Origin of the sequence: Aeromicrobium sp. Root495 (genome assembly GCF_001426755.1) — a bacterium.
Taxonomy (GTDB): domain Bacteria; phylum Actinomycetota; class Actinomycetes; order Propionibacteriales; family Nocardioidaceae; genus Aeromicrobium.
The window spans coordinates 683,991-710,684 of record NZ_LMFJ01000001.1 but is presented as its reverse complement, the minus strand read 5'-3'; the positions used below and the strand labels follow the sequence as shown (position 1 = coordinate 710,684).

Below are 26,694 nucleotides of genomic sequence, written 5' to 3'. Positions count from 1 at the left end.
CTGGCGCACGACCATCTGGCGCTCGACCGACTCGCGGCGGGCCAGGAACTCGGACTCGGTGACGATGGGCGCGCGGCGGCGTCCGGCCTCGCGGCCCTCGCGGCGGCGCTGCTTCTTGGCCTCGAGGCGCGTGGAGCCGGCGACGCTGGTGATCTCGTCCTCCGCGGAGCGTCCCTCACGGACGCGGACCACGGTGTTGTCGGGATCGTCGGGCGATCCGCCGGGCTCCTCGCCGGAGCGGGCGCGACGACGGCGTCGGCGCGTGCTGTTGGAGCCGCCGCTCTCGCCGTTGCCCTGGTCGTCGCCGGAGGCGTCGTCGTCGGAGGTGTCGGACTCGCGGGGCTCGGAGCCGTCGTTGGACTCGTTGCCGCCCTGGTCGTCGGCGCCCTTGCTGCGGCGGCGTCCACCACGGCTGCGGCGGCGACGCTTGGGCGCCCCATCACCGTCGGAGTCGGACTCGTCGCCGTCCTGGCCGGATGCGCGGTCCTGGACGGGCCGCTCCTCGGCGTCGTCGCTCTCGTCGTCGCGTGCGCTCCGCGCGGGAGCGGGCGTGGCGGGCGGAGCCTGGAACGTCAGACCGCCGGCGACCGGCGCCTTGGCGGTGCGCTTGCGCGCGGGCCTGGCGGCGGGCTCGTCACCCTCGACGGCCGGCGGGGCGGTCTCGGCAGCAGGCGTGGACTTCTCGTCGTCCTGCGGTGCGTCGTCCGACGACGCGGCCTTCTTGCGGGCCGGGGCCGACTTCTTGGCAGCGGCCTTCTTGGCGGGCGCCTTCTTCCGGGCCGCGGGGGTCTCGTCGCCGGCCACAGCCTCGGGCGCCTGCTCGGCAGGCTCCTCGGAGGGCGCCTTCTTCTTGGGCGCGGAGCGCGAGGTCTTCTTGACCGGCGCGGGCGGCGCGAAGATGTCGGAGCTCACCGGGGCCGGCGGGCCGGCGGGGCGACCGGCGGCACGACGACGGGTGCTGCTCGTCGTGGTGGTGGTCGTGGTGGTCTCGGTGGTCTTGTTCTCGTTGTCGTCGAGCACGTGCTCTCCTTCGCCCGGCGACCCCTGGGGATGCTGCCGGACTGTGCGTATGCGGTCCGCTGGGGACCTCAAGCCTGGTTGCCGGGAGGGCGCTGTCCGCTCACCCGGTGTGACGGCGGCTCCCGGTCTGTCACTGGCTCCCCGTCCTACCCGCCGCGGTCGTCATCAGGATGATGCGTCGCGGTCGAGGGCGAACGGATCGCCGACCGTGCCGGTCTGTGGGTCGAGGGGGCCCTGGGCCGTCCGGGTCGCCACTGGCGCCTGTCCGGTCGTGAGACCACCCCGGGATCGCAGCCCGGCGAGGACGTCGTCCGGCCGAACCGACGGTACTTCGTGTCGGACGACCATGGTCAGTATCGCACATGGACCGTCGGAGGCGTCGTCGGAATGAACGTCGAGTGACGTCACGGGGCCTCTCGCGTCGAAGGTGCGCATGCCTCGCTTGGTCATCCGCTCCACCTCCACGACGTCCGCCGACCAGAACGCGTCGGCGGCCGACCGGAGGTCCTCGAGGCTCACTCCGGGCAGCGCGATGGACCACGCGCTCGCCTCCAGACGGTCGGCCAAGGATCCCTGACCTGCGACGACGACCTCCACGACGTCGAGACCCGGGGGCAGCGCGGCGTCGAGGCGCTCGCGCACCTCGGCGGGGTCGGCGGCGCGCGTCAGGCCGATCTCGAGGTACTCGGCCTCGCTGCCGGCTCCCGTGGGCGTGGCGTTGGCGTAGGAGATCTTGGGGTGTGGCGTGAAGCCCGACGAGAACGCGATGGAGATGCCGGCGCGTCGGACCGCCCGCTCGAAGGCCCGGGCGAAGTCGCGGTGGCTCGTGAAGCGCAGCCGACCGCGCTTGGTGTAGCGGATCCGCAGCTTCTGGACGATGGGCAGCTGCGGGTTGGGGGCTTCGGGGTTGGGCGTTCCCTGCAGGGTCGTGCCGCCTTCGCTGTTCACCCGGACGACCTTAGCCGCCCGCCTCGCCCGCATGAGGTACCTCAGAGGGCCCTCCGCGCGATGTCGGGGCTCCAGGACTGGGCGTTCACCCGATGTGGCCCTCCTGCCTCAGCGACGAGGTTGGAGGAAGACCGAAGGAGAACATCATGATCGTCAACGACAGCTTCATCCTGCAGGAGAACCAGCAGCGTGAGCGTGAGCTCACCCAGCGCCTCGAGCGCCGCCGCCGGGTGGCGGAGCGCGAGGTCGCCCGGCACGGCGGCGACCGCCTGGCCTTCATCGCCGAGCTGGCCCGCAAGGCCCGTGCCGGCTCGGCCGGGGTCGTCTCGGCCGCGACGCACTGATGCCGCACGACAGGCCTCCGACGGGCTCGGGCGGCGCACGCCGCCCGAGCCCGTCGGAGCGCTAGACGACCGTCAGCGGGATGAGCGTCTTGCCGGTGGGGCCGATCTGGATGTCGGTGCCCATCTGCGGGCAGACGCCGCAGTCGTAGCACGGGGTCCAGCGGCAGTCCTCGACCTCGAGAGCCTCCGGGTCGAGGGCGTCGAGCCAGTCCTCCCAGAGCCAGTCCTTGTCGAGGCCGGAGTCGAGGTGGTCCCACGGCAGGACCTCGTCGTACTCGCGGGCCCGCGTGGTGAACCAGTCGAGATCGACGCCCGTGCCTTCGAGCGCCAGCGCAGCCTGCTCGGCCCAGCGGTCGTAGGAGAAGTGCTCGCTCCAGCCGTCGAACCGGCCACCGTCGCGCCACACGGCCTCGACGACCTTGCCGACGCGGCGGTCGCCGCGCGAGAGCAGTCCCTCGACGATCCCGGGCTTGCCGTCGTGGTAGCGGAAGCCGATGGCCTTGCCGTAGCGCTTGTCGGACTGCACCGAGGCCCGCAGCTGGCGCAGGCGGTCGTCGGTGGTCTCGTGGTCGAGCTGCTCGGCCCACTGGAACGGCGTGTGCGGCTTGGGCACGAACCCGCCGATGGAGACGGTGCAGCGGATGTCGCGCCGGCCGGAGACCTCGCGGCCGACGTCGATGACGCGCTTGGCCAGGTCGCCGATCTGCAGGACGTCCTCGTCGGTCTCGGTGGGCAGGCCGCACATGAAGTAGAGCTTCACCTGGCGCCAGCCGTGCGAGTAGGCCGCGGCGACGGTGCGGATGAGGTCGTCCTCGCTGACCGCCTTGTTGATGACCTTGCGCAGGCGCTCGCTCCCGCCCTCGGGGGCGAACGTGAGCCCCGAGCGTCGACCGTTGCGGCTGAACTCGTTGGCGAGGGTGATGTTGAAGGCGTCGACCCGGGTGGACGGCAAGGAAAGCGACGTGTTGGTGCCCTCGTACCGGTCGCCGAGCTGCTTGGCGACGTCGCCGATCTCGGTGTGGTCGGCGCTGGACAACGAGAGCAGGCCGACCTCCTCGTAGCCCGACTTCTCGAGCCCGTTGGCCACCATGGCGCCGATGGTCTCGATGGAGCGCTCCCGCACGGGACGCGTGATCATGCCGGCCTGGCAGAAGCGGCAGCCGCGCGTGCACCCGCGGAAGATCTCCACGGAGTAGCGCTCGTGCACCGTCTCGGCGAGCGGGACGAGCGGGTTCTTGGGGTACGGCCACGCGTCGAGGTCCATGAGCGTGTGCTTGGTGACCCGGTGCGGGACGCCCGGGGTGTTGGGGACCACGTGCCCGATGCGGCCGTCGTCGAGATAGGTGACGTCGTAGAGCTGCGGGACGTAGACACCGCCGGAGACGGCCAGGCGGCGCAGCACCTCGGCCCGGCCACCGGGACGGCCCTCCTCCTTCCACTCGCGCACGAGGTCGGAGATGGCCAGGACGACCTCCTCGCCGTCGCCCAGGACGGCGGCGTCGATGAAGTCGGCGACGGGCTCGGGGTTGAAGGCGCTGTGACCTCCGGCCAGCACGATGGGGTCGTCGTCGCCGCGGTCGACGGCGTGCAGCGGGATGCCCGCGAGGTCGAGGGCCGTGAGCAGGTTGGTGTAGCCCAGCTCGGTGGAGAAGCTCACGCCCAGCAGGTCGAAGGCCTTGACGGGACGGTGGGCGTCGACCGTGAACTGGCCGATGCCGTGCTCGCGCATGAGCGCCTCCATGTCGGCGAGCACGGCGTACGTGCGCTCGGCGAGGATCCAGTCGCGCTCGTTGAGGACCTCGTAGAGGATCTGGACGCCCTGGTTGGGCAGGCCGACCTCGTAGGCGTCCGGGTACATGAGCGCCCAGCGGACCGTGGCCTCGTCCCAGTCCTTCACCGTGGCGTTGAGCTCGCCGCCGACGTACTGGATCGGCTTGCCGACGCTCGGCAGCAACGGCTCCAGACGGGGGAACAACGACTCGACAGACATGGCTTCAAGCCTACCCGCCGCACCGAGCCGTCCTTCGCGTTCCGCCGCCCCCGACCACGGGCCGCCTGGATAGGCTCGTCCCATGGGTCTGTTCTCCCGGCGCCGTCCGTCCGTCTCCGTCCGCTACGTGGCGCGAGCCGCCGACGCCGACGGTCTCGACCAGCAGGTGTTCTTCACCAACGGCTCCGAGGCGTGCCTCCGGCCGACCCTGCGCTTCGAGCCGCTCGACCCGTACGGCCGGGTGCTGCCTCATGTGGAGGTCGGCTCCGTGCTCGGCATCGACCGCGGCGAGCTCGTCGCGCCGCCCGGCAGCGAGATCAGCGACGTCCTCCACTTCCACGGCCAGGGTGCGCGGCTCGTGCGGGCCGTGCGCATCGGCGCCTCGAGCATCGAGGAGGTGGACCTGCCCGACCTCACCCAGCCGGTGGAGGTGCTCATGGTCGACCTCTCCATGAAGGCCACGCTCGACCCCGAGGAGTTCTGGGGAGTCGGCGTGGCCAACCCCAACGACACCCCCGTCAGCGTGAGCATCACCCTCGTGGAGCTCGAGGACGAACGTCCCGGCGACGACCTCCGTCAGGCCGTCGACGCCGTCACCCTGCAGCAGCCCGTGGACCTGGCCTCACGGGGGCACGACGTCGTGTGGCTCCCGGAGGAGACGCGAGGCCGCTTCCACACCGTGCTCGGACACGTCGTCGTGCCGTGGGTCGGCCCGCCTGAGCTGGAGCCCCCCACCCCGGCGTGAGCCGAGGGGTCAGACCAGGTTCGGGAACCAGAGCGCGATCTCGCGCTCGGACGACTCAGGCGAGTCGGAGGCGTGCACGAGGTTCTCGCGGTTGGACAGCGAGAGGTCGCCGCGGACCGTGCCCGGCGCAGCGGCCCGGCCGTCGGTGGCGCCGTTGAGCGTCCGGACCACGGAGATGGCCTCGTCGCCCTCGAGGACCAAGGCCACGAGCGGACCGGAGACGGCGAACTCGCGCAGCGGCGGGTACCAGGGCTGGTCGACGTGCTCGGCGTAGTGCGCGTCGGCCTGCGCCGCGTCGATCTGACGGTGCTCGAGCGCCACGATGGTCAGGCCCTTGGACTCGTAGCGCGACAGCACCGCACCCACGAGGCCGCGGCGCACGGCGTCGGGCTTGATCAGGACGAGAGTTCGCTGGCTCATGCCTCGTAACCTAGCGGCCCTCTCGCCGCACCTCTCGCTCGCCCGACCGCCCCGGCACCTCGGCCCGGGTCCCGCGAGACGCACGGGTGGCCGACGGGCACCGACCCGGTGGGCCTCACGGTGACCGCCTAGCGTGGGACCCGGCAGAGTCGACCGTCGGAGGAGCCGCATGAGCACCACACCCTGGTGGCGCGACGCCGTCATCTACCAGGTCTATCCCCGCTCGTGGGCGGACGGCGACGGCGACGGCGTGGGCGACCTCCCCGGCATCACGTCGCGGCTCGAGCACCTGGTCTCGCTGGGCATCGACGCGCTGTGGCTGTCGCCGTTCTACACCTCGCCCCAGAACGACGCCGGCTACGACGTCGCCGACTACCGCGACGTCGACCCGCTCTTCGGCACCCTCGAGGACTTCGACGCGCTCGTGGAGCGTGCTCACGCCCTCGGGCTGCGGGTCGTGGTGGACGTCGTCCCCAACCACTCCTCGTCGGAGCACCCGTGGTTCCAGGCCGCACTCGCGGCCGGCCCGGGGAGCCCGGAGCGGGCGCGCTACGTCTTCCGCGAGGGCCGCGGCACGGACGGAGAGCTGCCGCCCAACAACTGGACGAGCAACTTCGGCGGACCGGCCTGGAGCCGTCTCGCCGACGGCTCCTGGTACCTGCATCTCTTCGACGTGACGCAGCCCGACTTCGACTGGACCAACCCCGAGGTGCGGGCGGAGCTCGAGAGCGTCCTGCGGTTCTGGCTCGACCGCGGCGTGGACGGCTTCCGCATCGACGTCGCCCACGGGCTGGTCAAGGCCGAGGGGCTCCCCGACGCCGACCTGACGCTGGACCCCCACCGCGACCCCACGGGCCTGCTGCCCATGTGGGACCAGCCGGGCGTCCACGAGATCTACCGCGACTGGCGTCGGCTCACGGACACCTACGCGGACGACCGCATGCTGTGCGGCGAGGCCTGGGTCGGCCCTCCGGAGGCCCTGGCCCGCTACGTGCGCCCCGACGAGCTGCACCAGACGTTCAACTTCAGCTTCCTCCTCACACCGTGGGACGCTGCCGCGCTGCGCGCGTCCATCACGACGTCCCTGGCGAGTGCCGCCGACGTCGGCGCGCCGCAGACCTGGGTGCTCTCCAACCACGACGTCGTGCGACACGCCACGCGTCTCGGCCGCGCCGACGCCAGCCGGACGGTCGTCACCGAGGGCATCGGGCCCGACGACGAGCAGCCCGACGCCGAGCTGGGCCTGCGGAGGGCCCGGGCGGCGACGGCGCTCATGCTCGCGCTCCCCGGCTCGGCCTACCTCTACCAGGGCGAGGAGCTGGGCCTGCCCGACGCCACCGAGCTCCCTGAGGACGTGCTCCAGGACCCCACGTGGGAGCGCTCCGGGCACGCGCGGCGGGGCCGCGACGGCTGCCGGGTGCCGGTGCCGTGGGCGCCCGCGGGCTCGTCCCTGGGCTTCGGACCGAAGGGTGACCCGTGGCTCCCCCAGCCCGAGGCCTACGCCCGGCTCTCCCCCGCCTCGCAGGACGGCGTCGAGGGCTCGACGCTCGAGCTCTACCGGTCCCTCCTGCGCGCGCGACGCGCACGCTCCCTGGGCCTCGGACGCCTCCGATGGGTCGAGCACCAGGACCCCGACGTCCTGTGGTTCGTCGTGAGCACGGACGCCGGTGACACCACCGTCGTGACCGCCGTGGGCGCCTCCCCCGTCACCCTCCCGGCCGACCCGGCCGTGGTCGTGAGCAGCGAGCCGCTGACCGGATCGACCGTTCCCGCGGGGGTCACGGTGTGGCTCGACGGCGCGGTTGCGCCGATCTGAGCGTCCCCCTAGGTTGAAGATCTCGACGTGACCTGAGTCACGCGAAGGGGGAAACATGACAAGACCTGCTCGAGCGCGCCGTGCCGTGGCCGCTGCAGCCAGTGCTGTCCTGGCCTGCTCCGTCCTCACCGCGTGCGGCGGCGGCGACAGCGGCCCGGCCACGCTCAACTGGTACATCAACCCGGACGGCCAGGACACGCTCAACGCCCTGGCCAAGAGCTGCAGCACCGACGAGTACACGATCAAGATCAACCTGCTGCCCTCCAGCGCCACCGACCAGCGCACGCAGCTCGCGCGTCGTCTCGCGGCCAAGGACAGCTCCACCGACCTCATGAGCCTCGACCCGGTCTTCGTGCCGGAGTTCGCCAACGCCAAGTGGCTCCTGCCGTTCAAGGGCGACCTGGCCGGGAAGGTCCTCGACGACGACGTCCTCAAGGGCATCGCCGAGACCGTGCAGTGGGACGACCAGGTGGTGGCCGCTCCGCAGTGGGCCAACACGCAGGTGCTCTGGTACCGCAAGTCCCTCGCCGAGGCTGCAGGCCTCGACATGACCAAGCCCGTCACGTGGGACCAGGTCATCGACGCCGCGTCCGAGAACGACGGCACCGTGGGCGTCCAGGCCAACAAGTACGAGGCCTACGTGGTCTGGATCAACTCGCTCATCCAGGGCGCGGGCGGCAACATCCTCGACCCGTCCACCGTCGAGAGCGGCCGCGACGCCAAGGTCACGATCAGCTCCCAGGCCGGCGAGGACGCCGCCGCCGTCATCCGCAAGCTCGCGCGGTCCAAGGCCGCGCAGCCCGACTTCACCACCTCCAACGAGGGCACGAGCCTGGGCCAGATGTACCCCGCCCAGGGCGCCGGGGAGTTCATGACGAACTGGACCTTCGTCTACAAGAACTACGAGGGACTCCTCGGCAAGCCCGGCGGCCCCAAGGACAAGGCCGAGCTCGAGGACCTCGGGTTCACCCGCTACCCGCAGACCGTCGCAGGCCAGGAGTCCAAGCCTCCCGTGGGCGGCATCGACATCGGCGTCGGTGCGTACTCCAAGCACCCCGACCTCGCCCAGCAGGCCGCCATCTGCGTCACCGACGCCAAGGCGCAGAGCGCTCTCGCGGTCAACGAGGGCCTCATGCCCTCGCGCCAGTCGGTGTACGACTCCGACGAGCTCAAGAAGGCCTACCCGCCCGCGCTGCTCACGCTGTGGCGCGAGAGCGTCGACTCCGGCGGACCGCGCCCCAAGAGCGCGTTCTACAGCCAGATCTCGAGCGCCATCCAGTCCCGCTGGCACTCGCCCACCTCGGTCGGGCCCGGCACTCCGAAGAGGTCGGCCTCGTTCCTCGAGGACATCCTGAGCGGAAAGGCACTCCTGTGACCACCACGGAAGCCAGACCCACGTCCCACAAGCCGTCCAAGCCACCCAAGGCGCCGGACTCGGACCGCTCGCGCAGCGAGAACCGGCTCGCACTCAAGCTCGTGGCCCTGCCGCTGGCACTCATGCTGCTCGTCACGGCGTTCCCCATGCTGCGGGCGCTGTACCTGTCGCTCTTCGACTACTCGCTCACGGCACCCGACGACCGCACGTTCATCGGCCTGAGCAACTACGTCACGGCGCTCACCGACGGCCTCTTCTGGCGCGACACGCTCATCACCGTGTTCATCATGGTGGTCACGGTGTCCTTCGAGCTGGTCATCGGCTTCGCCTTCGCCATGGTCATGCACAAGGTGATCTTCGCGAGGGGCGTCATCCGCACCTCCATCCTGATCCCCTACGGCGTCATCACGGTGGTCTCGGGCTTCGCGTGGCAGTTCGCGTTCTCCAACACCAACGGGTTCGTGAACAGCTGGCTCCCCTTCATCGACACCGACTTCAACTGGTTCGCCGAGCAGGGGTCGTCGCTCGTGGCCATCATGGCCTCGGAGATCTGGAAGACCACGCCGTTCATGTCGCTCCTGCTGCTGGCCGGCCTGGCGCAGGTGTCCGAGGACATGATCGAGGCCGCCAAGGTCGACGGCGCCACGTGGTTCCAGCGGCTCTACAAGGTGATCCTGCCCAACATGCGCGCCGCGATCATGGTGGCCGTCCTGTTCCGGGCCCTCGACGCCTACCGGATCTTCGACAACATCTTCGTCATGACGGCGGGTGCCAACAACACCGAGTCGATCTCGTTCCTGACGTATCGCCAGGTGATCGAGCAGTTCCAGCTGGGGATCGGGTCGGCGCTGTCCGTCCTGCTCTTCCTCTCGGTCCTGGTGGTCGCCGCCGTGATCGTGAAGCTGTTCAGGGTCGATCTCGCAGATGCACGGCAGGGGTGACGTGATGAGCAACGTGAAAGAGCGGGTCGGCACCGGGGTCGGTGTCACGCTGATCCTCCTCTGGTGCCTCCTCCCGGTGGCCTGGATCGTCTCCCTGTCCTTCAAGTCGCAGGAGGCCGTCACCAACGGCAGCCCGGGCTTCTTCCCCGCCTCCGGGGCGGGTGCAGGGTTCGACAACTACAAGCAGGTGCTTCAGGACGACGCGTTCCTGCTGGCCATCCGCAACTCCATCGTGGTCTCGCTGAGCGCCACCATCCTGTCCGTGGCGCTCGCGACGCTCGCGGCCTACGCCATCGCCAGGCTGGAGTTCCGCGGCAAGAAGTTCGTGCTCACCACGGCACTCGTCATCGCGATGTTCCCCGTCGTCTCGCTCGTCGGTCCGCTGTTCGACATGTGGCGCACCGTCGGCCTCTACGACACGTGGTGGGGCCTGATGATCCCGTACATCTCGTTCACCCTGCCCCTGGCCATCTGGACGCTGTCGGCCTTCTTCCGCGAGATCCCGTGGGAGATGGAGCAGGCGGCCCAGGTCGACGGAGCCACGCCGTGGCAGGCGTTCCGCAAGGTGATCGTGCCGCTGGCCGCGCCGGGCGTCTTCACCGCAGCCATCCTGACGTTCTTCTTCGCGTGGAACGACTTCGTCTTCGGGATCTCGCTCACCTCCACCGAGCGGGCCCGACCGATCCCCGCGGCGCTGTCGTTCTTCGTCGGCGCCGACCCGTTCAACCGGCCGGCCTCGCTGCTCGCCGCCGCGGCGGTGGTGGCCACCATCCCCATCGTCGTCCTCGTCCTGTTCTTCCAGCGCAAGATCGTCGCCGGCCTCACCGCCGGCGCAGTGAAGGGTTGATCTCATGGCCACCATCGAGATGAAGCACATCGTCAAGAAGTACGGCGACGGGTTCCCCGCCGTGAACGACGTCAGCATCGACGTCGCCGACGGCGAGTTCCTGATCCTGGTCGGTCCGTCCGGCTGCGGGAAGTCCACGTTGCTGCGCATGATCGTCGGGCTGGAGGACATCACCGACGGCGACATGCTGATCGGCGGCGAGCGGGTCAACGACCTCGCCCCCCGCGACCGCAACCTGTCGATGGTGTTCCAGAACTACGCGCTGTACCCGCACCTCACGGTGTACGAGAACATCGCGTTCCCGCTGCGCCTGGCCAAGGTCTCCGAGAAGGAGATCGACGAGAAGGTCCGCGAGGCCAGCAAGACGCTCGACCTCGACGAGCACCTGGAGCGCAAGCCGGCCAACCTCTCGGGCGGCCAGCGTCAGCGCGTCGCCATGGGTCGCGCCATCGTGCGCGAGGCCAAGGCGTTCCTGTTCGACGAGCCGCTCTCCAACCTCGACGCCAAGCTGCGCGGCCAGATGCGCACCGAGATCGCCCGGCTGCAGAAGAAGCTCGGCATCACCACGGTCTACGTCACCCACGACCAGACCGAGGCCATGACGCTCGGCGACCGCGTGGCTGTCATGAAGCGCGGCGTCCTGCAGCAGCTCGCCTCACCCCGCGAGCTCTACGAGCAGCCCGTCAACCTCTTCGTGGCCGGCTTCATCGGCTCACCGCCCATGAACTTCCTGCCCGCCACCGTGGAGGGCACCGAGGTCACCCTGCCGTTCGGCACCTTCCCGCTCCCGGCCGACAAGGCCGAGCGCACGGCGGGCAAGGGCCTGCTCATGGCCGGTGTCCGTCCCGAGCACTTCGAGGACGTGTCGGTCATCGGCGAGGGCGAGGTCGACTCGAGCCGCACCTTCAAGGCCCACATCGACGTCCGCGAGTGGCTCGGCGACCAGCAGTACGCCTACGTCCCCTACGAGGCCGAGGCCACGGTGCAGGACCAGCTCAAGGAGCTGGCCCGTGAGTCCGACAGCGACTCGCTCCGCACCCAGCTGGTCGTCTCGCTCGACGCGTCGAGCAAGGCCGAGGAGGACGCCGACACGACGCTCTTCATCGACACCGACCAGATGCACCTCTTCGACCCCTCGAGCGGCGAGAACCTCACCGTCGGCCTCTGACCGTCTCCGCTGGTGTGACGTCCGAGGGCCGGGAGCCCGGCTCCTGGCCCTCGGACGTCACGCTCAGCGAGGCTTCTTGCCCTTGCCGCGCTTGACCTGCTCGAGCACCTCGGCGTTCCACTCGTGCTCCCGGATGAGGCGGTAGCGCTCGCACGCGATCCGCACGTAGGCCTCGACCGGACGCTCGTCCTCGCCGCGGACACCGGCCTCCTCGATCATCTGCAGCACCGGCTCCAGCTCCTCGGCGTACCAGCGGGCCGCCATGGTCTCGCGGTCCATGTAGGCACCCTCCGCGTGCATGGTCCGGGCTGCCCAGGCCTCCACCGTCTCGGCGATCTCGCCGTACATGGACGGGGTGTCCACGGCCACGACGGCCCGGGCCTCACCCGTGAACGGGACACGCTCGAGCATCAGGCGTCGCCAGAACTTGAGCTCGAGATCGGCGCGGGCCTCGATGCCGACGGGCCGCAGGAAGGTGTCGATGGCCGTCACCCGGGCCTCGATGAGCCCGACGCCGAGGCTGCGCGCCACCGAGACGCGATGATGTCCGTCCTGGACGAAGTAGTAGTCGCCCACCTGGTACACCTCGATCGGCGGGATGACCTCGCCCGTCCGGCTCGCCCGGGCCAGTCGCTCCCACCGCTCGCGGCTCCTCGCCGACGTCGGGCGGAAGCGGCGGTCGAAGTCGCGCATCTTGTCGACCGAGCCCACGATGGCGTCGAGCGGGATGACCTTGGTGCCCACGTAGTGCTCGCCGCGGCGGCCCAGGGCCTCGATGACCTCGTCGAACGACAGGGACTGCACCACGTCGTCGGTGTCGTTGGTGAGGCGAGCGGCGAGGGCCCGCAGCACCTGGTGGCGCCGGGCCCGCATGAAGTCGCTCTCGGCGTCGACCCGCGGAGAGCCCGAGCTGCTCACCACGAGCGGGCCTCGCTCGCCACGAGGAGCACGCGAGGCTCCAGCTCCAGGACCGTCCACGGGATGACGTTGCGGATCGTGGTGGCGCCGACGTGCCGGTCGGCCTTGGCGAGCCCGAAGGGATGCACGTGACCGTGCAGGTGCCAGGCGGGCGTCAGCGAGTCCAGCAGGGGGTGGAGCGCCTCGATGCCCACGTGGCACGGGTCGTCCGGCTCGTCGCCGAGCCCTGAGGGCGGAGCATGGGTGAGCAGGAGGTCGACGCCGTCCGGACCTGCCTGCTCGACGAGGCGGTCGGCGCGCTCGGCGTACTCGGCCTGGGTGAACTGGTGCGGTCCCCCGTTGTAGGTCACGCACCCGCCGAGGCCGGCGATGCGCAGCCCCGCGACGTCGATGACCCGGTCGTCGGCGGAGACCATGCCCTCGGGCGCACACACGCGCGCCTGGGGCTCGTGGTTGCCCGGGACGTAGACGGCCGGGGCGCCGATGATCGACACGAGGCGCTCGAGGTAGTCCCACGGCAGGTCGCCCACGGCGACCACGAGGTCGACCTCGAGCGAGCGGGCCCGGTCCTCGTACGTCAGGACCTCTTCGTCAGCGACCGCCAGCACACGCACCATCCGTTGAGACTACGTCCGAAACGGCGGCGGTGCGAGGGCTCAGGCGTCGGGCAGCGGCTGGTCGCCCTCGGCCTCGGCGGCCTCGGCCGCCCAGCGCGCCTTGTCGTCCTCGATGCGTCGGCCGAGCACGAAGGCGCCGGCCCACAGCGCTGCGAACATCGCGCCCACGAAGAACATGATGGGCACGAGGAACCCGAGCGCGATGGCGCCGACCTGGATGGCGTGACCCACCACGTAGGCCTGCGGACGGCGCAGCGAGCCGGCCGTGAGGATGCACAGCACGGCGAGCCCCAGTCCGAGCGCGAGCGCGGGCCCCTTGGGCACGTCCTCCACCGAGATCATCACCGGGACGCTCAGCCCCAGGATGATGGCCTCCAGCGTGAGCATCGCCGCACACATGCCCCTCACTGCGTCTCAGCCCCGAACAGGACCCGGGCCTCGCCCACCGTGACGACCGAGCCGGTGACGAGCACTCCGCCGCTGCCCAGCGAGTCCTCGTAGCCCTCGGCTGCGTCGGCCTTGGCCATGGCGCGCTCGAGGGCGTCGTCGAGGCGGCTCGCCACGGTGACGCGCTCGGCGCCGAAGATGTCGTCGGCCAGAGCAGCCAGCTCCGGCGCGGGCATGGCGCGCGACGTGGAGCTCTGGGTGCAGACGATCTCGGCCAGGACCGGCTCGAGCGTGCGCAGGATCTCGTCGACGTCCTTGTCGGCCATCACGCCGACCACGCCGATGAGCGGGCTGAAGCTGAACGCCTCCTGCACCGCCTCGAGCGAGGCCTGGATGCCGTGCGGGTTGTGCGCGGCGTCGAGCAGGACGGTGGGGCTGCGCCGCACCACCTCGAGCCGGCCGGGCGAGGAGACCTGGGCGAAGGCCTCCCGGACGATGTCGGCGTCGAGCTCCTTGCCGCCGGTGAACGCCTCCACCGCGGCGAGCGCGTAGGCGGCGTTGCGCGCCTGGTGCTGCCCGTGGAGCGGGAGGAAGATGTCGTCGTAGCGCGCCGCGAGTCCCTGCAAGGCGATCTGCTGGCCGCCCACGGCGGTGAGGTAGTCGGCCACCCCGAAGTCGCCGCCCTCGCGCACGACGGTGGCGCCGACGTCGACGCTGTGTCGCATGATGACGTCGAAGGCCTCGGGCTCCTGCTCGGCGAGGATCACGTGGGCGCCGGGCTTGATGATCCCGGCCTTCTCCTGCGCGATGATCTCCGGCCGGTCGCCGAGGTACTTGGCGTGGTCGACCGCGATGGGGGTGATGACGGCGACCTGGCCGTCGGCCACGTTGGTGGCGTCCCACGAGCCGCCCATCCCCACCTCGACCACGGCGGCGTCGACGGGGGCGTCGGCGAACGCGGCGAAGGCCATGGCGACGGTGAGCTCGAAGAACGAGAGCGGGTGCGGCTGGCTGTCGTCGACGATCTGCGCGTAGGCGGCCACGTCGGCGAAGGCGTCGACGAAGAGGTCCTCGGAGAGCGGGACGCCGTCGAGGCTGATGCGCTCGGTCATGGACTGCAGGTGCGGGCTGGTGAAACGCCCCGTGCGCAGGTCGAGCCCGCGCAGGAGCGAGTCGATCATCCGGGCCGTCGACGTCTTGCCGTTGGTTCCGGTGAGGTGGATGACGGGGTACGAGGACTGGGGGTCACCGAGGAGTCGGCACAGCGCGGCGATGCGCTCGAGCGAGGGCTCGAGCCGCGTCTCCGGCCAGCGGGCCAGCAGCAGCTGCTCGACCTCGGCGTAGGTGGGGTTCATTGCTGCCAGTATCGCAGCGCCACCCTCACCGATCACCCCCAGATCGCGCCGGCCCACTCCGGGTGGTCGATGAACGGGTTCCGGTTGTGCTGCCAGGTCGTGTAGATGCGGTCGTTGCGACGGTTCTCCGACGCGTCCGGCGGGTCCTGGGCGTTCCAGCGCAGCAGCACCGACAGCCGGCCGATGTTGGGGTTGGAGGAGTTGGACGTCGACTCGTTGGGCTCGAGGTCGGCCCAGCCGTCGTCGCCCTCGTAGCGCACCGCCATGTAGAAGATCATCCGGGCGACGTCGCCCTTCACCGCGTCCGGCGGCTCGAACGAGTTGCTGTCGCGTCGGCACCCGCCGCACTGGCTCACCGTCGTGCCGCCCTCGTCGAAGTCGAGGTTGCCGCGGTCGGAGTTGACCGTCACGTCCTCGGGCCGCAGGTGGTGCACGTCGGTGCCGGGACCGGTGGCCGTGCCGAAGTCTCCGTGCGACTTGGCCCAGACGTGCTCGCGGTTCCAGTCGTCGACGTCGCCCCCGTTCGTGGACGCGGGCACCGAGCGACGGGAGTAGATCTCGATGACGTTGGCGGAGTTGGCGGGGTCACGGTCCGTGTCCTTGAGGGCGTCCCACACCTGGGCGTAGGAGATCTTGTCCATGCGGGAGATGGTCGTGTGCAGCGCGTCGCGCAGCGGCTCGCCGGTCTTGCCGACCGCGCTCGCGTAGTAGGTGGAGTCGTAAGGACCGGCCGCGGTGGCCGGGCTCGACGGAGCGAACGTGATGACGGTGAGGACGAGGCTGACGACGGCGACCAGGGTCACCCGACGCCGTCCCCCGATGGCGTGGGTCATGCCGACGACCGTGCCCCATCGAGGGATCCGCGTCCAGGGCCGTCCGGTGAACGGGCGGCGAACTCCGCCCCGGGGGCGGCTCAGGGTGGGGCCAGGGTCACCACGGATGCTTTCCTGTCGGCCCGCTCCGCCAGTATGTTCCTGTCAGACACATCGGCACGACGCCCCCTGGAGCCACCCCATGCAACGTCAGCTCGCCACCTGGATCACCCACCGCTGGATCAAGTGGGTCGTCTTCCTCGTCGCCCTCGTCATCCTCGGGGCCCTCGGGTCCCTGGGCTCCAAGCTCCCGGGCCAGCAGGACAACGACATCGCGTCGTGGCTGCCCGGCGACGCCGAGTCCACCGAGGTCATCAACAAGTCGCAGCAGTTCTCGAACCCCGACGACATCCCGGCCATCGTGCTCTACACGCGCGACAGCGGCATCACCCCTGCCGACCTCGCCAAGGCCAAGGCCGACGTCGCCAAGATCAAGCAGGTCAAGACCGTCGCGCCCGAGGTCGTCGGGCCCATCCCGTCCAAGGACGGCAAGGCGCTGCAGACCATCGCCACCATCCGCATGAGCTCCGACGGCTGGGAGGACCTCCCCGACCGCGTCGACGACCTCGCCGCGATCGCCGAGAAGGACGCAGGAGGCCTGCAGGCCGACCTGGCCGGCCCGGCGGCCCTCGGAGCCGACCAGGCGGAGGCGTTCGGCGGCATCGACGGCATCCTGCTGTTCTCCGCGGTCGGCATCGTCTTCGTCATCCTCCTCATCACGTACCGGAGCCTCCAGCTGGCGCTGCTGTTCCTGTTCTGCGGCGTCGGGGCGGTGGGCATGGCCCAGGGCGTCGTGTACCTCCTGGCCAAGAACGCGGACCTCACCGTCAACGGGCAGAGCGCCGGCATCCTGAGCGTGCTCGTCCTGGGGGCCGGGGTCGACTACGCCCTGCTGCTCGTCGCGCGCTACCGGGAGGAGCTGCACCACTACGAGGACCGCCACGAGGCCATGGCCCACGCCCTCCACCGGGCGGCCCCGGCCATCCTGGCCAGTGGTGCCACCGTCATCATCGGCCTGCTGTGCCTGATGTTCGCCCAGATGAACTCCACGAGCAGTCTCGGCCCCGTCGGTGCCGCCGGCATCGCGTGCGCCCTGTTCGTCATGATGCTCATGCTTCCCGCGCTCCTCGTGATCGTCGGGCGCTGGATCTTCTGGCCGTTCGTCCCCCGCTTCGGCGACCCGGTCAAGAGCAGCACGGGCCTGTGGTCCCGCGTCGGTCAGCGCATCGCCAAGGCACCGCGCAAGGTCTGGATCGGCACGAGCCTCGCCCTCGTGGCGGTGTCCTTCGGCATCGTCCAGCTCGACGCCACCGGCCTGTCCAACGAGGAGAGCTTCACGAAGGCACAGCCGTCGGTGGCGGCCGAGAAGCTGCTCGCCCAGCACTTCCCCGGCGGCGCCGGCTCCCCCGTCGCGGTCATCGCCCGGGGCGACCAGGCCGACGCGGTCAAGACGGCGTTCGCCGAGACCCAGGGCATCGACCCCGACTCCGTCCAGGTCAAGAGCCCGGCCGACAGCCCCGTCGCCTACCTCGAGGGCGTCCTCACGGCTGCTCCCGACTCCAAGGCGGCGTTCGAGACCATCGACCGGGTCCGCGACGCGGTCCACGCGGTCGACGGCGCCGATGCGCTCGTGGGCGGCAACACGGCGGTCAACAAGGACGTCCAGGACGCGTCGAGCGCGGACAACCGGCTCATCATCCCGATCATCCTCGTGGTGGTGCTGCTCATCCTCGGCCTGCTGCTGAGGTCGATCGCGGCCCCGGTCATCCTGCTCGTCACCGTGGTGCTGTCCTTCGCGGCAGCGCTCGGCATCAGCGCGCTGGTCTTCCGACACGTGTTCGGCTTCGAGGGCGCCGACTCCTCGTTCCCGCTGTTCGCGTTCGTCTTCCTGGTGGCGCTGGGGATCGACTACAACATCTTCCTCATGACCCGGGTCCGGGAGGAGTCGCTCCAGCACGGCACCCGCAAGGGCGCCCTCATCGGCCTCGCGGCCACGGGCGGCGTCATCACGTCGGCCGGGTTCGTCCTGGCCGGCACCTTCACGGCCCTGGCCACGCTGCCCATCGTGTTCCTGGCCGAGCTGGGCTTCGCCGTGGCCCTGGGTGTCCTGCTCGACACGATCATCGTCCGGTCCGTGCTGGTGACGGCACTCAACCTCGACGTCGGCCGGCACATCTGGTGGCCGAGCGCCCTCGGCCGGACCGACGGGCCCGGCCACCTGGCCGACGCCGCCCACCCGGCCGACACGGTCGTCGAGGCCGGCCACGTGGCCGAGCACAAGGCCTGATCCGGGATCACCACGGGCCCTGATGCCTCCCGCGCGTGCTGCGTCGGGATGCACCAGGGCCCGTGCCGTGCGGCCGGGCGCGTGAGGTGCCGGTTCGGCCTCCTAGACTGTTCCCTCGTGAGCACCCCCCAGAACCGCGTCCCGGAGAAGCCCGCCCTCGAAGGTCTCGAGGACCGCTGGAGCGACGCCTGGGAGGAGCGGGGCACCTATCGCTTCGACCGGTCCAAGGACCGGGCCGACGTCTACTCCATCGACACGCCCCCGCCCACGGTCTCCGGCTCCCTGCACGTGGGGCACGTCTTCAGCTACACCCACACCGACCTGATCGCGCGCTACCAGCGCATGCGCGGCAAGGAGGTGTTCTACCCGATGGGCTGGGACGACAACGGCCTGCCCACGGAGCGTCGCGTCCAGAACTTCTTCGGCGTGCGCTGCGACCCCACCCTCCCCTACGACGCCGACTTCGAGCGCCCGGCCAAGCCGGACCCGAAGAAGCAGGTGCCCATCAGCCGGCGCAACTTCATCGAGCTCTGCAACGAGCTCGTGGTGGAGGACGAGAAGGTCTTCGAGAAGCTGTGGCGCACCCTCGGCCTGAGTGTCGACTGGACCCAGACCTACACCACCATCGGTGCCGATGCGCAGGCCACGAGCCAGCGCGCGTTCCTGCGCAACGTCGGCCGCGGCGAGGCGTACACGCAGGACGCCCCCACGCTGTGGGACGTCACGTTCCAGACCGCCGTGGCCCAGGCCGAGCTGGAGGCGCGCGACTACCCCGGCGCCTACCACCGCGTGGCCTACCACTTCTCCGACGGCTCCACGCACCACGTGGAGACCACGCGCCCCGAGCTCACGCCGGCCGCCGTCGCGATCATCGCCCACCCCGAGGACGAGCGGTACAAGCACCTCTTCGGCTCCACGGCCACGTCGCCCATCTTCGGCGTCGAGGTGCCGGTCATCGCCAGCACGCTCGCCGACCCGGAGAAGGGCTCCGGCATCGTGCACTGCTGCACGTTCGGCGACCTGACCGACGTGCAGTGGTGGCGTGAGCACCAGCTCCCCAACCGCACCGTCATCGGCCGCGACGGTCGCATCCTGCGCGAGGTCCCGGAGTGGATCGCCACCGAGGCGGGGCAGAAGCTCTTCGCCGAGCTGGCGGGCAAGACCACGTTCTCGGCGCGCGAGCTCGTCGTGACAGCGCTGCGGGACAGCGGCGACCTCGACGGCGAGCCCACCCCCACGCAGCGTGTGGCCAACTTCTACGAGAAGGGCGACAAGCCGCTCGAGATCGTGTCGACGCGCCAGTGGTACATCCGCAACGGCGGTCGCGACGCCGACCTCCGCGCCGCCCTCGTGGCCCGCGGCGACGAGATCCAGTGGGTCCCGTCGTACATGCAGTCGCGCCTCACCAACTGGATCGAGGGACTCAACGGCGACTGGCTCGTGAGCCGCCAGCGGTTCTTCGGCATCCCGTTCCCCGTCTGGTACCGCCTCGACGCCGACGGCCAGCCCGACTACGACGACCCGATCTTCGCGGCCGAGGACACGCTGCCCGTCGACCCCGCCTCCCAGACCCCGCCCGGGTTCGAGGAGTCGCAGCGCGGCCAGGCGGGTGGCTTCGTGGCCGACCCCGACGTCCTCGACACGTGGGCGACGTCGTCCCTCACGCCGCAGCTCGTGTGCGGCTGGGAGCGCGACCCCGAGCTGTTCGCCAAGACGTTCCCCATGGACCTGCGTCCCCAGGCCCACGACATCATCCGCACCTGGCTGTTCTCGTCGGTCGTCCGCTCGCACCAGGAGTTCGGCACCGCGCCCTGGACGCACGCGTCCATCTCCGGGTTCGTGGTCGACCCCGACCGCAAGAAGATGAGCAAGTCGGTCGGCAACGTGGTCGTGCCCGACGAGATCCTGGCCAAGTACGGCGCCGACGCCGTGCGCTGGCGTGCTGCCGGGGCGCGCCCGGGCGCCGACTCCCCCTTCGACGAGCAGCAGATGAAGGTGGGCCGCCGCCTGGCCATGAAGGTGCTCAACGCGAGCAAGTTCGTGCTCGCGTCCGAGGAGGCCTACGGCCTGGGCGCCGACGCGTCGTTCCTCGACCCGGCCAAGGTCACCGACCCGCTCGACCTCGCGGTGCTCGCGGGGCTGCGGGCCGTCGTGGAGGAGGCCACGGCCTTCTTCGAGGCCTACGACTACGCCTCGGCCCTCGAGGTCACCGAGAAGTTCTTCTGGGACTTCTGCGACGACTACCTGGAGCTCGTGAAGGAGCGCTCGCGTCGGACCGACGCCGGGGGCGACTCCGCGAAGGCCACCTTCGTGCTGGCCCTCTCGACGCAGCTGCGTCTGCTCGCACCGTTCCTGCCGTACGTCACCGAGGAGGTCTGGTCGTGGTGGCAGGAGGGCTCGGTGCACCACGCCACCTGGCCCACTCCCGACGAGATCTCGACCACCGACGGCGACGCCGCGCTGCTCGGGCTCGCCGCCCAGGCGCTGGCCGGGATCCGCGGTGCCAAGTCGACGGCCAAGGTCAGCCAGCGCACCGAGGTCACGGCTGTCACGTTCAGCGGACCTCAGGCCTCGCTCGACGCCCTCGCCTCGGTGCTCGACGACGTGAAGGCCGCCGGTCGCGTGACCGGCGAGGTGTCGACCAGCCCGACCGACGGCGAGCTCACCGTCGACGTCACCCTCGCCCCCACCGAGTGACCCGTCTCTCCAGAGATGCGCCGTGATCGAGCGTTCCTCACGCGAAGCTCGGTCGACCGTGGCGCAGATCTGGAAGGACTAGAGGGTCTCGAAGGTGATGCCGGCCTTCTGGAGGCGTGTCACGAGCAGGTCTCCCATCGCCACGGCGGTGGTGGTCTGGCCTGCCACGTCGGGGACGTCGTCGTAGGCGAGGCACAGCGCCGACTCGCTCAGCATCTTGGCCGTCTCGTCGTAGCCGGGGTCGCCGCCGCTCACCTGGGTGACGACCTTCTTCCCGCCGCCCTCGCCCACGACGCGCAGCTTGAACCACGAGGCCGCGCGCTTCTCGGGCGTGGGGCCGGAGCCCTGGTCGCGGAGCTTGAGCAGGGCCTTGCGCGTGGGAGAGAGCTGGGCCCCGGCGAGCAGCACGCCGGCACCCGTGACGGTGGCCGCCAGCATGGGGAGCTTCTTGAACTGGGCGAAGTGCTCGTAGGAGAAGTCGGGACCGTAGCGGTCGAGTGAGCGGGCCGAGCGCAGCACGACCTGCGGGTCGATGGTGGGCAGCGGCAGGGCCCAGCCCTTCCCGTCGGCCCCGCGGCCGACCTTCCCGCCGCCGCGCACCTTCCGGCCGCTCGGGCGGGTCTCGCGCTGCTTGCGCTCCTTGGCCGCGGCTCCGGCCTGACGCAGGCGGGAGAAGGCGCCGATCGCCGAGTGGTACGTGCCGCCCGACGCGGTTCCGCCGGCGCGGATGTAGCCCTTGAGCTGGAGTGGCACGCCCTCGGGCAGCTGCTCGACCGTGAACAGCACGCCGAGGTCGTACGGGATGGAGTCGAAGCCACACGCGTGGATGAGCTTGGCGCCCGTGGCCTGCGCGGTCTCGTGATGGGCGAGCCACATGCGGTCGACGAACTCGGGCTCACCCGTGAGGTCGACGTAGGCGATGCCCGCCTCGGCAGCAGCCTTGACCGCGGGCTCACCGTGCGCCACGTACGGGCCGACGGTGGAGATGAGGACGCGCGTCCCTCGAGCCATCTCGGCCATGGAGCCGGCGTCGGAGACGTCGGCGGTGACGAGCTGGGGGGCCACGCCCCCGGCCGCCACGACGTCGTCGGCGACGGCCCGCAGCTTCTCGAGGTTGCGCCCTGCCACCGCCCAGGTGCCACCGGCCGGCAGGTGCGTGCCGAGGTACTGCGCCGTGAGCGCGCCGGTGAAGCCCGTGGCCCCGAACAGCGTGATGTCGACCGAAGCCATGGAACCGCCTTGCGTCAGGAGGCCTTGCGAGCGACCTCGTCGTGGGTGAGGACCGTGGGACCTTCGGTGCCGCGGACCGTCTCGGCCGTGACGACGACCTTGGCGACGTCCTCACGGCTGGGGATGTCGTACATGACCGGCTGCAGCACGTGCTCGATGATCGAGCGCAGACCGCGAGCGCCGGTGCCACGCTCGAGCGCGAGCTCGGCCATGGCGTCGGAGGCGTCGGGGGTGAACTCCAGCTCGACGCCGTCGATCTCGAAGAGCCGCTCGAACTGCTTGGTGAGCGCGTTGCGCGGCTGCGTGAGGATGTTGACGAGCGCGTCCTGGTCGAGCTTGTCGACCGCCGCGATGACGGGCAGACGCCCGATGAACTCGGGGATCAGGCCGAACTTGAGCAGGTCCTCCGGGAGCACGCTGCTGAACAGCTTCTCGGGGACGGTCTTGTCCTGGACCGGAGCGCCGGTGGCGTTGAAGCCCAGGCCGACCTTGCCGTTGCGCTGCTCGATGATCTCCTCGAGGCCCGCGAAGGCGCCGCCGACGATGAACAGCACGTTGGTGGTGTCGATCTGGATGAACTCCTGGTGCGGGTGCTTGCGCCCGCCCTGCGGCGGCACGGAGGCCGTGGTGCCCTCGAGGATCTTCAGGAGCGCCTGCTGCACGCCCTCGCCCGACACGTCGCGCGTGATGGACGGGTTCTCGCTCTTGCGCGAGATCTTGTCGACCTCGTCGATGTAGATGATGCCCGTCTCGGCCTTCTTGACGTCGTAGTCGGCGGCCTGGATGAGCTTGAGGAGGATGTTCTCCACGTCCTCGCCCACGTAGCCGGCCTCGGTGAGGGCGGTGGCGTCGGCGATGGCGAACGGCACGTTGAGCATGCGCGCCAGCGTCTGTGCGAGGTAGGTCTTGCCGCAGCCGGTGGGGCCGACCATGAGGATGTTGGACTTGGCCAGCTCGACCGCGTCGTCCTTGGAGCGGCCCGAGGAGGCCTGGGCCTGCACGCGCTTGTAGTGGTTGTAGACGGCCACGGCGAGCGATCGCTTGGCTGCGTCCTGGCCCACGACGTAGCCGCCGAGGAAGTCGAAGATCTCCTGCGGCTTGGGCAGCTCTCCGAGGCTCAGCTCAGCGCCTTCGGCGAGCTCCTCCTCGATGATCTCGTTGCAGAGGTCGATGCACTCGTCGCAGATGTAGACGCCGGGGCCGGCGATCAGCTTCTTGACCTGCTTCTGGCTCTTGCCGCAGAACGAGCACTTGAGAAGGTCAGCGGTCTCACCGATGCGTGCCACGGATGGAGGCCTTTCCTCGAGATGTCGTCGGGATCACAGTACCTGCCGGCGTCTTCGACGTCATGGGGACGAGACAGGGGGGGACGAGCGCGGCCGGCGGCACGAGTCTGTCGTACCGCCGGCCGGAATCGTCAGACCGCGGGGGTCTTGAGCGTGTCGAAGACCTGGTCGATCAGGCCGTACTCGAGTGCCTGCTCGGCCGTGAGGATCTTGTCGCGCTCGACGTCCTTGCTGACCTGCTCCGGCGTCTTGCCCGAGGCGTCGGCGATCATCTGCTCCATGAGGGCGCGCATGCGCAGGATCTCGTTGGCCTGGATCTCCAGGTCGGAGATCTGTCCGCCGGTGCCCTCGGTGTAGGGCTGGTGGATCAGGATGCGGCTGTTGGGCAGCGCGAACCGCTTGCCCTTGGTGCCGGCCGCGAGGAGCACGGCCGCGGCGGAGGCCGCCTGGCCCAGGCACACGGTCTGCACGTCGGACTTGAGGTAGCGCATCGTGTCGTAGATGGCCGTCATGGCCGTGAACGATCCGCCCGGGCTGTTGATGTACAGCTGGATGTCGCGGTCGGCGTCCATCTGCTGCAGGCACAGGAGCTGCGCCATGACCGCGTTGGCGACGTCGTCGCTGATGGGGGTGCCCACGAAGATGATGCGATCCTCGAAGAGCTTGGCGTAGGGGTCGATGCGGCGGAACCCGTAGGAGGTCCGCTCCTCCCACTGAGGGATGTAGTAGCTCATGCGGTCTTACCCACTTCCTGGGCGTTGGAGATGACTTGGTCGATGAAGCCGTACTCCTTGGCCTGCACCGGCGTGAACCAACGGTCACGGTCGGCGTCCGCCTCGATCTGGTCGAGGGGCTGGCCGGTGTGCAGCGACTGCAGCTCGTTGAGCTGCTTCTTGAGCAGGATGGACTGCTCGGCCTGGATCTTGATGTCCGAGGCGGAGCCACCGATGCCGCCCGAGGGCTGGTGCATCATGATGCGCGCGTGCGGCAGCGCGTAGCGCTTGCCCGCCGTGCCCGCGGCCAGCAGGAACTGACCCATGGAGGCGGCGAGACCCATGGCCACGGTGGCGACGTCGTTCGGGATGAACTGCATCGTGTCGTAGATGGCCATGCCGGAGTCGACGGAGCCGCCCGGGCTGTTGATGTAGAGGAAGATGTCGGCCTCGGGGTCCTCGGCATTCAGCAGCAACATCTGCGCGCAGATGGCGTTGGCGTTGCTGTCGCGCACCTCGGAGCCGAGGAACACGATCCGCTCCTTGAGCAGACGCTGGTAGATGTGTCCGTCGAGGTCCGACGGGCCGGACTCGGCCGCCATGCGGTGATCGGAAGATGTGTTCACGCTCTCGACCCTAGAGGGCGGAGGCCCGGCATTCACGCGAAGACACCCCCTGTTCGCCCATGGCGTACTCCCCCGGCCGGAGCGGCGTCGGGGTCACCCGTCAGTCCGACGTCCCGGGGATCGTCTGGTCCCAGTCGATGACCGAGCCCGTGACCACTCCGCTCGCGTCGGACAGCAGCAGGGTCACGAGACCGGTCAGGTCCTCGGGCGTCGCGAGGCGGCCGGCCGGGAGTCGCTCCCCCGCGCGCTCGCGCCAGTCGTCGCCCGCACCGTGGAACCGGCGCTGGATGACGTCCTCGCCGTCGGAGTCCGTCCAGCCGATGTTGACGCCGTTGACCCGGACCCGGTCGAACCGGTGCGCGTACGCGGCGTTCTTGGTGAGCCCCGCGAGCCCGGCCTTGGTGGCCGAGTAGGGGGCGAGGTGCGGCTGCCCGCCGTGCGAGCTCATCGTGAGGACGTTGACGACCGAGCCGGGCTCGCCGCGCCGCACCATGTCGCCGACCGCGGCCTGCATGAGGAAGAACGGGCCGCGCAGGTTGACGGCGACGTGCTGCTCGAACATCTCCGGCGTCGTGTCGAGGAGCGAGCCGCGCTCGGTGAAGCCCGCGGCGTTCACCAGTCCGTCGACCCGGCCGTGCGCCGTCACGGTCGCGTCGACCGCGGCCCGGCAGGCGTCGACGTCGGCCACGTCGCACGCCACGAAGCGAGCGTCACCGAGCGTGGACAGCTCTCCGGCAGCCCGCTCCCCCACGTCGGCGCGACGCCCCGTGACGACGACCCTGGCACCCTCCGTGAGCGCTGCGCGGGCGATGGCCAGGCCCACGCCCTGCGTGCCTCCGGAGACGAGGACGACGCGATCGTCCAGCGAGCCCATCTCAGGCTCCCCCGGCCGACGTGCGGCGGCGGTCGGCATGGGCCGAGAGCGCGGCGTCGACCTGCTCGGCGGTCCAGCCCGCGGCGAGCGCCTGCTCGAGGAGCTCGGTCTGGGCGAGCGGCGTGAGGCCGTCGACGGGCTGGTCGAGGTCGAGGTTCGTCGGGAAGGGGTAGCCCTCCGCGGCCGCGGCCACGACGCGGTGGAGCGCGGCGGTCTCCCAGCCCGCCGACTGGCGCTCGCGCAGGACGGGGTAGACCGCCTTCGCGGTGCGGGCCCGGTCCACCGTCTCCATGGCCCGGCCGAACGCGGACGAGACCTGCAGCAGGTTGGCCACGCGCTGGATGTCGGCGGAGACGTTGGTGCCCGCGCCGTGGAGGAGCGCCGGGTTGAAGAACACGGCGTCACCCTGGGCGAGCGGCAGCTGGACGTGGTGCTGCTGGAAGTACGCGCGGAACTCGGGGCGGCGCCACGCGAGGTAGCCGGGCGCGTACTTCTGCGAGTGCGGCAGGTAGAGCGTGGGGCCGCTCTCGACGGGCATGTCGGCGTGGGCCACGGCGCCCTGGAGCGTGAGCACGGGCGAGAGCAGGTGCACGTGCGCGGGGTAGCGCGCCACGACCTCGTCGGAGAGGAAGCCCAGGTGGTAGTCGCGGTGCGGGTCCTGGGCCTGGCCGCCGGGACGGACGACGTTGACCTGCGACGTGACCTGGTAGCCCGGGCCGAGCCAGGCCGTGGAGACGAGCGCGAAGAGGTCGTTGGCGTAGTAGTCGACGAACGTCTGCGGGTCGGCCACGGCCAGCTTCTCGAGGGCGTTCCAGATGCGGTCGTTGGCACCGGGCTTGGCGAAGTGGTCGCCGTGGGCTCCGCCGGCGGCCTTCTCGGCGGCGATGACCCGCTCGAAGGCCTCCGTGGCGCGGTCGACGACGTCGAGGTCGTCCCAGGCGCCCTTCAGGACGACGATGCCGGGGCCCTCGGTGAGCGCGTGGACGAGCTCGGCCCGGACGGCGTCCTCACCCTCCGGTGTCGTGACGGCTGCGCGGAGGCCGGCCGCGTCGTAGACCACGACGCCCTGCTCGATGCTGTCCGCGTGGCGGTAGTCGTCGGGGTCGGTGGCCTCGGAGACGACCTCGACGAAGTCGTCGAGCGAGACGTCGTCGGGGGTGAGACGACCGGTGCGGGTGGTGGGGGCGATCGGCATGACGGGCTCCTGCGATGTCGGTG

At 70.5% G+C, this 26,694-nt stretch carries 23 protein-coding genes and 1 pseudogene; 9 read left to right on the top strand and 15 right to left on the bottom strand.

The window, feature by feature from the left end; all coding sequences use genetic code 11:
- Both ASD11_RS18625 and ASD11_RS03665 read right to left on the bottom strand, forming a co-directional pair.
- Nucleotides 1-1,020: pseudogene (locus tag ASD11_RS18625) on the bottom strand (ribonuclease E/G); the annotation flags it as partial.
- Between the two features lie 165 nt (nucleotides 1,021-1,185).
- Nucleotides 1,186-1,968, bottom strand: coding sequence for a TIGR03936 family radical SAM-associated protein (locus ASD11_RS03665; RefSeq protein ID WP_235503232.1), 783 nt, complete (start codon nucleotides 1,966-1,968; stop codon nucleotides 1,186-1,188).
- 146 nt (nucleotides 1,969-2,114) lie between these two features.
- Between ASD11_RS03665 and ASD11_RS03660 the strand changes: the two genes are divergently transcribed.
- The gene (locus ASD11_RS03660) at nucleotides 2,115-2,312 is read left to right on the top strand and encodes a hypothetical protein (protein ID WP_056283425.1); all 198 of its coding nucleotides are present in this window, start codon (nucleotides 2,115-2,117) and stop codon (nucleotides 2,310-2,312) included.
- Nucleotides 2,313-2,373: 61 nt separating this feature from the next.
- On the opposite strand, the gene ASD11_RS03655 is transcribed toward ASD11_RS03660, so the two are convergent.
- Entirely contained in the window at nucleotides 2,374-4,302 is a 1,929-nt protein-coding gene (locus tag ASD11_RS03655; protein WP_056283424.1) for a TIGR03960 family B12-binding radical SAM protein, read from the bottom strand.
- Nucleotides 4,303-4,384: 82 nt separating this feature from the next.
- Between ASD11_RS03655 and ASD11_RS03650 the strand changes: the two genes are divergently transcribed.
- The gene (locus tag ASD11_RS03650) at nucleotides 4,385-5,047 is read left to right on the top strand and encodes a hypothetical protein (RefSeq protein WP_056283421.1); all 663 of its coding nucleotides are present in this window, start codon (nucleotides 4,385-4,387) and stop codon (nucleotides 5,045-5,047) included.
- A gap of 9 nt (nucleotides 5,048-5,056) precedes the next feature.
- Here the strand turns inward: ASD11_RS03650 and ndk are convergent, their stop codons facing one another.
- Nucleotides 5,057-5,467, bottom strand: a complete 411-nt coding sequence (gene ndk / locus ASD11_RS03645) for a nucleoside-diphosphate kinase (protein ID WP_056283417.1) — start codon at nucleotides 5,465-5,467, stop codon at nucleotides 5,057-5,059.
- 169 nt (nucleotides 5,468-5,636) lie between these two features.
- Between ndk and ASD11_RS03640 the strand changes: the two genes are divergently transcribed.
- From ASD11_RS03640 to ASD11_RS03620, 5 genes are read left to right on the top strand one after another with little or no spacing between them, the layout of a single operon-like run.
- Nucleotides 5,637-7,283: a glycoside hydrolase family 13 protein gene (locus tag ASD11_RS03640; protein WP_056283414.1), complete on the top strand. Its 1,647-nt coding sequence runs from the start codon at nucleotides 5,637-5,639 to the stop codon at nucleotides 7,281-7,283.
- A gap of 55 nt (nucleotides 7,284-7,338) precedes the next feature.
- Complete coding sequence (locus ASD11_RS03635; protein ID WP_082554150.1) at nucleotides 7,339-8,658, top strand: extracellular solute-binding protein; 1,320 nt, start codon at nucleotides 7,339-7,341, stop codon at nucleotides 8,656-8,658.
- Complete coding sequence (locus tag ASD11_RS03630) at nucleotides 8,655-9,599, top strand: carbohydrate ABC transporter permease (RefSeq protein ID WP_056283405.1); 945 nt, start codon at nucleotides 8,655-8,657, stop codon at nucleotides 9,597-9,599. The genes ASD11_RS03635 and ASD11_RS03630 overlap by 4 nt, the downstream gene beginning before the upstream one ends.
- Nucleotides 9,600-9,603: 4 nt before the next feature.
- On the top strand, nucleotides 9,604-10,446 hold the full coding sequence (locus ASD11_RS03625) for a carbohydrate ABC transporter permease (protein WP_056288320.1): 843 nt from the start codon (nucleotides 9,604-9,606) through the stop codon (nucleotides 10,444-10,446).
- Nucleotides 10,447-10,450: 4 nt separating this feature from the next.
- A complete protein-coding gene (locus tag ASD11_RS03620) occupies nucleotides 10,451-11,614 on the top strand; it encodes an ABC transporter ATP-binding protein (protein ID WP_056283401.1) in 1,164 nt (387 codons plus the stop codon).
- Between the two features lie 63 nt (nucleotides 11,615-11,677).
- Here the strand turns inward: ASD11_RS03620 and ASD11_RS03615 are convergent, their stop codons facing one another.
- Genes ASD11_RS03615 through ASD11_RS03595 form a run of 5 tightly spaced genes read right to left on the bottom strand, consistent with a single transcriptional unit; the run spans nucleotide 11,678 to nucleotide 15,724 of the window.
- Nucleotides 11,678-12,535, bottom strand: a complete 858-nt coding sequence (locus ASD11_RS03615; protein ID WP_200940061.1) for a ParB N-terminal domain-containing protein — start codon at nucleotides 12,533-12,535, stop codon at nucleotides 11,678-11,680.
- Entirely contained in the window at nucleotides 12,529-13,149 is a 621-nt protein-coding gene (locus ASD11_RS03610) for a metallophosphoesterase family protein (protein ID WP_056283396.1), read from the bottom strand. The genes ASD11_RS03615 and ASD11_RS03610 overlap by 7 nt, the downstream gene beginning before the upstream one ends.
- A gap of 39 nt (nucleotides 13,150-13,188) precedes the next feature.
- The gene (locus ASD11_RS03605) at nucleotides 13,189-13,548 is read right to left on the bottom strand and encodes a DUF4233 domain-containing protein (protein WP_082554149.1); all 360 of its coding nucleotides are present in this window, start codon (nucleotides 13,546-13,548) and stop codon (nucleotides 13,189-13,191) included.
- Between the two features lie 5 nt (nucleotides 13,549-13,553).
- On the bottom strand, nucleotides 13,554-14,891 hold the full coding sequence (locus ASD11_RS03600) for a bifunctional folylpolyglutamate synthase/dihydrofolate synthase (protein WP_056283388.1): 1,338 nt from the start codon (nucleotides 14,889-14,891) through the stop codon (nucleotides 13,554-13,556).
- A 32-nt stretch (nucleotides 14,892-14,923) separates the two neighbouring features.
- Entirely contained in the window at nucleotides 14,924-15,724 is an 801-nt protein-coding gene (locus ASD11_RS03595; RefSeq protein ID WP_056283384.1) for an endonuclease I family protein, read from the bottom strand.
- Between the two features lie 181 nt (nucleotides 15,725-15,905).
- Between ASD11_RS03595 and ASD11_RS03590 the strand changes: the two genes are divergently transcribed.
- On the top strand, nucleotides 15,906-18,050 hold the full coding sequence (locus ASD11_RS03590; protein ID WP_056283381.1) for an MMPL family transporter: 2,145 nt from the start codon (nucleotides 15,906-15,908) through the stop codon (nucleotides 18,048-18,050).
- 117 nt (nucleotides 18,051-18,167) lie between these two features.
- Nucleotides 18,168-20,747, top strand: a complete 2,580-nt coding sequence (gene valS, locus ASD11_RS03585; protein ID WP_235503231.1) for a valine--tRNA ligase — start codon at nucleotides 18,168-18,170, stop codon at nucleotides 20,745-20,747.
- A gap of 78 nt (nucleotides 20,748-20,825) precedes the next feature.
- Here the strand turns inward: valS and ASD11_RS03580 are convergent, their stop codons facing one another.
- The 6 genes from ASD11_RS03580 to ASD11_RS03555 form a co-directional block, all read right to left on the bottom strand.
- Nucleotides 20,826-21,977, bottom strand: coding sequence for a saccharopine dehydrogenase family protein (locus tag ASD11_RS03580; protein WP_056283377.1), 1,152 nt, complete (start codon nucleotides 21,975-21,977; stop codon nucleotides 20,826-20,828).
- Between the two features lie 14 nt (nucleotides 21,978-21,991).
- Nucleotides 21,992-23,263, bottom strand: a complete 1,272-nt coding sequence (gene clpX / locus ASD11_RS03575; protein WP_056283373.1) for an ATP-dependent Clp protease ATP-binding subunit ClpX — start codon at nucleotides 23,261-23,263, stop codon at nucleotides 21,992-21,994.
- A gap of 131 nt (nucleotides 23,264-23,394) precedes the next feature.
- Nucleotides 23,395-23,997 (bottom strand): ATP-dependent Clp protease proteolytic subunit, encoded by a 603-nt coding sequence (locus ASD11_RS03570; protein WP_056283370.1) that lies wholly within the window; start codon nucleotides 23,995-23,997, stop codon nucleotides 23,395-23,397.
- A complete protein-coding gene (locus ASD11_RS03565) occupies nucleotides 23,994-24,578 on the bottom strand; it encodes an ATP-dependent Clp protease proteolytic subunit (RefSeq protein WP_056283367.1) in 585 nt (194 codons plus the stop codon). Before ASD11_RS03565 ends, ASD11_RS03570 begins: the two co-directional genes overlap by 4 nt.
- 124 nt (nucleotides 24,579-24,702) lie before the next feature.
- Complete coding sequence (locus ASD11_RS03560; protein ID WP_056288312.1) at nucleotides 24,703-25,476, bottom strand: SDR family oxidoreductase; 774 nt, start codon at nucleotides 25,474-25,476, stop codon at nucleotides 24,703-24,705.
- A 1-nt stretch (nucleotide 25,477) separates the two neighbouring features.
- On the bottom strand, nucleotides 25,478-26,671 hold the full coding sequence (locus ASD11_RS03555; protein WP_056283364.1) for a phytanoyl-CoA dioxygenase family protein: 1,194 nt from the start codon (nucleotides 26,669-26,671) through the stop codon (nucleotides 25,478-25,480).
- Nucleotides 26,672-26,694: the final 23 nt, after the last annotated feature.

Coding starts and splice junctions, on each gene's coding strand:
- ASD11_RS03660 (WP_056283425.1), top strand. CDS start 2,115: ATGATCGTCAACGACAGCTTCATCCTGCAGGAGAACCAGCAGCGTGAG.
- ASD11_RS03655 (WP_056283424.1), bottom strand. CDS start 4,302: ATGTCTGTCGAGTCGTTGTTCCCCCGTCTGGAGCCGTTGCTGCCGAGC.
- ASD11_RS03650 (WP_056283421.1), top strand. CDS start 4,385: ATGGGTCTGTTCTCCCGGCGCCGTCCGTCCGTCTCCGTCCGCTACGTG.
- ndk (WP_056283417.1), bottom strand. CDS start 5,467: ATGAGCCAGCGAACTCTCGTCCTGATCAAGCCCGACGCCGTGCGCCGC.
- ASD11_RS03640 (WP_056283414.1), top strand. CDS start 5,637: ATGAGCACCACACCCTGGTGGCGCGACGCCGTCATCTACCAGGTCTAT.
- ASD11_RS03635 (WP_082554150.1), top strand. CDS start 7,339: ATGACAAGACCTGCTCGAGCGCGCCGTGCCGTGGCCGCTGCAGCCAGT.
- ASD11_RS03625 (WP_056288320.1), top strand. CDS start 9,604: ATGAGCAACGTGAAAGAGCGGGTCGGCACCGGGGTCGGTGTCACGCTG.
- ASD11_RS03620 (WP_056283401.1), top strand. CDS start 10,451: ATGGCCACCATCGAGATGAAGCACATCGTCAAGAAGTACGGCGACGGG.
- ASD11_RS03610 (WP_056283396.1), bottom strand. CDS start 13,149: ATGGTGCGTGTGCTGGCGGTCGCTGACGAAGAGGTCCTGACGTACGAG.
- ASD11_RS03605 (WP_082554149.1), bottom strand. CDS start 13,548: ATGTGTGCGGCGATGCTCACGCTGGAGGCCATCATCCTGGGGCTGAGC.
- ASD11_RS03600 (WP_056283388.1), bottom strand. CDS start 14,891: ATGAACCCCACCTACGCCGAGGTCGAGCAGCTGCTGCTGGCCCGCTGG.
- ASD11_RS03595 (WP_056283384.1), bottom strand. CDS start 15,724: ATGACCCACGCCATCGGGGGACGGCGTCGGGTGACCCTGGTCGCCGTC.
- ASD11_RS03590 (WP_056283381.1), top strand. CDS start 15,906: ATGCAACGTCAGCTCGCCACCTGGATCACCCACCGCTGGATCAAGTGG.
- ASD11_RS03580 (WP_056283377.1), bottom strand. CDS start 21,977: ATGGCTTCGGTCGACATCACGCTGTTCGGGGCCACGGGCTTCACCGGC.
- ASD11_RS03570 (WP_056283370.1), bottom strand. CDS start 23,997: ATGAGCTACTACATCCCTCAGTGGGAGGAGCGGACCTCCTACGGGTTC.
- ASD11_RS03565 (WP_056283367.1), bottom strand. CDS start 24,578: ATGGCGGCCGAGTCCGGCCCGTCGGACCTCGACGGACACATCTACCAG.
- ASD11_RS03560 (WP_056288312.1), bottom strand. CDS start 25,476: ATGGGCTCGCTGGACGATCGCGTCGTCCTCGTCTCCGGAGGCACGCAG.
- ASD11_RS03555 (WP_056283364.1), bottom strand. CDS start 26,671: ATGCCGATCGCCCCCACCACCCGCACCGGTCGTCTCACCCCCGACGAC.